The sequence below is a fragment of the Mesorhizobium sp. M1A.F.Ca.IN.020.06.1.1 genome, assembly GCF_004023265.1.
Taxonomy (GTDB): Bacteria; Pseudomonadota; Alphaproteobacteria; order Rhizobiales; family Rhizobiaceae; genus Mesorhizobium.
The window spans coordinates 1-2,685 of the sequence record NZ_RZSR01000836.1 but is presented as its reverse complement, the minus strand read 5'-3'; the positions used below and the strand labels follow the sequence as shown (position 1 = coordinate 2,685).

Genomic DNA, 2,685 nt, shown 5'->3' with positions numbered 1-2,685 from the left:
CAGGTTCTAATCAGCAGCGTCCAACTGAAATCGAAACCCGGCGGGCAACTGCCGGGTTTTTTCTTTTCTGCGGGCAGTTCCTCAAAGCACCATTGCGCAGTGCTGCACTCGATAAGATGGCAGAAATCCGCCGTTCACGCCCCGGCTCCTGGTCTCCGCCGTGCCGCTTCCCTCCTTGCTTCGCCAGAGAACGACGAAACAATGAACGTTCTGCCAATCGCCACACGAGCGATTTTGCGGTGTACCTTCCGGCCAGAATTTTTCTAGTAGGAAACTAAATTACAGGTCAACCTCAGCCAAGTTGCCCAAGGCTTCGATCAGCGGTTGGATCTCGCCTTCATAGTTCCTCCAACGCTTGACGGACGACTTGTAAATCGGCTGGCGAACCTGCCAACGGCTGAAAGTGTTTACCGAGCCGTCCCTGTCAAAAAAGCGCAAGCAGGCGTCGTCCCAAGGCAACCCGAGATAATCTATCAAGCGGCGCGACTGCTCCTCTTGATTTTCAATCAATATCTCATACCGGTTTTCGAAGATGCGGCCCGGAAGAACGTTGTTCCAGTGCCGCATTAGGCGGTCATATTCTCTGTAGTATAGCCCTAGTGTCTCAAGATCTGCGCTGTAGTTATGCGCTTCATTGAACTGCAGCACGAAGCAGGAGATGCAATTGTCGATGGCATCGCGGCGGCAATGAATGATGCGCGCGTTGGGAAACAGGATGCCGATTAGTCCGATCAACTCGAAATTGTGGGGCATCTTGTCGACGATTCGAAGCGCATCAGGCGCTCGCTCACGTAGATAGGCAAGATGCTCGGATGCCAGCGTCTTGGTCAATTCGGGAGTAATCGTCGCGACCGATTTAGCGACGTTTGCGTCAGGGCCGTCTCTGAGGCCTAGCCCGTTGGCAATTCGTCTGAGCTTGCTGAGTTCGCCGGCGCCATGAACATCAGGATGGCTGGCGCAAATCTGCTCTGTCAGCGTCGTGCCCGAGCGAGGCATGCCGACGATGAACACAGGCACCTCCGAGGGATTGCCATAAGCGGCCATTGAAGCCACCAGTCCGGGTGTGAAGGTCTCGATCACGGCATCGACCCAGCGACGATAGCATCCCAGGTCGAATTTTAGGCCCCTGGCCTGATTCCCTTGCTTGAAGTGGTCCATCGCCTCCTGATAGCGATGGAGATCGTTGAGCACCTTTCCGGCGGCGTGGTGCAGCGCTGCCATTCCCTCCGGCCCATGGCCCGAATCTCGAATCTCCGTGAGGATTGCCGCGAGTTCCGTCGGCTCTTCCGTGAATTTGCGCGTTTGCATAAGCGCGTGATAGGCTCCCGGTACCGCGATGCGCCGTTTTATCGCCTCTTTCAGATGAACTGCCGCTTCCTCCATACGGCCAAGGCTCGCGAGTGCACCCGGCAACCCCAACCGGGCCCCAGGATGATTTCGGTCGAACTCGAGCGCCCTCTCAAAGAGCGGCAGCGCCATCTCTCCCTTGTCGAACGCCTTGTAAGCTTCGCCCAGGGCGCAAAGCGCTTCCACCAGATCCGGTTTCAAGGCCAAGGCCTGCTGAAAGTGCCTGATTGCCGGCGTAAACTCGCTGAGCTTCAGGTAGGTCTCGCCGAGACTAAGGTGGTAGTAAGGATTTCGTGGCTCCTCTCCGACCGCCCGGGCGAAGTACCGCAAAGCCTTCTCGTTGTCGAATCCGATGCCGAGGGTTCCCAGGATGTAAAAAGCCAGCGGATGGTTTGGGGTACGCGCCAGGACACGAAAGCAGAGTTCCTCCGCCTCAGGCAATTGCTCAGCTTTCTGAAACTCGAGCGCCTGCCTCAACAGCATGTCGTCGGCTTGCACGCGAGACGGACCGGACTTCAGCTGTGCCTTGGGTGCTACGGTTTTCGGCGGTGCCGCCTTAGCCGAGGGTTGAGTTTTCAGGTGCTTTGCCCAGGAAGGCGGCAATCGGTTGCTCATCCTGCGTCGCTAGCAAAAGCGGGCGGGAGAATCTAGTCCGGCTATGGTGCGTCTTCGTTGTTTGTCGCGCAGCTTGCACCCACCCCTCGCTCAAGCTAGCAAGAAGCCTCCTCTCAACCGAGCCTTTGCCATGCGCCAGCGCCCTTCCCTTACGCCGATCGTCGGCACGCTTCCCACCACGGTGCCGTTTGTCGGGCCGGAGGCGCAGGAGCGCGAGCGCGGGCGGCCTTTCCGCGCCCGCATCGGCGCCAATGAAAGCAGCTTTGGGCCCTCGCCGCGCGTGATTGCCCGCATGGAGAGCGTCGCGCGCGACCAGTGGATGTATTGCGACCCCGACAATTTCGAGCTGAAGGTCGCGGCGGCCGCGCATCACAAAGTCGGCGTCGAGAACGTGGTGGTCGGCGAAGGCATTGACGGACTGCTCGGCCTTGTGGCGCGCATGTATGTCGCGCCGGGCGACGCGGTGGTGACCTCGCTTGGCGCCTATCCCACCTTCAACTTCCACATCGCCGGCGTCGGCGGCCGGCTGGTGACGGTTCCCTACGCCAACGACAAGGAGGACCTCGACGGGCTGCTTGCCGCTGTCGCCCGGGAACGAGCGCCGCTCGTCTATCTCTCCAATCCGGACAATCCGATGGGAAGCTGGTGGGAGGCGCCGGACCTCGTCCGCTTCATCGAGGCGCTGCCGGAAACCACCATGCTGGTGCTGGACGAGGCCTATGG

General features: G+C 59.5%; 3 protein-coding genes. 2 read left to right on the top strand and 1 reads right to left on the bottom strand.

What is annotated here, in order from left to right; genetic code table 11:
* On the top strand, nucleotides 1-278 hold a 278-nt coding region (locus tag EOA60_RS38385; protein WP_206628276.1), incomplete at its 5' end, for a hypothetical protein.
* Nucleotide 279: 1 nt separating this feature from the next.
* On the opposite strand, the gene EOA60_RS27740 is transcribed toward EOA60_RS38385, so the two are convergent.
* A complete protein-coding gene (locus tag EOA60_RS27740; RefSeq protein ID WP_095823689.1) occupies nucleotides 280-1,962 on the bottom strand; it encodes a sulfotransferase in 1,683 nt (560 codons plus the stop codon).
* A 130-nt stretch (nucleotides 1,963-2,092) separates the two neighbouring features.
* Between EOA60_RS27740 and EOA60_RS27735 the strand changes: the two genes are divergently transcribed.
* Nucleotides 2,093-2,685: aminotransferase class I/II-fold pyridoxal phosphate-dependent enzyme (locus tag EOA60_RS27735; protein WP_128312225.1), on the top strand; the 593-nt coding region annotated here is incomplete at its 3' end.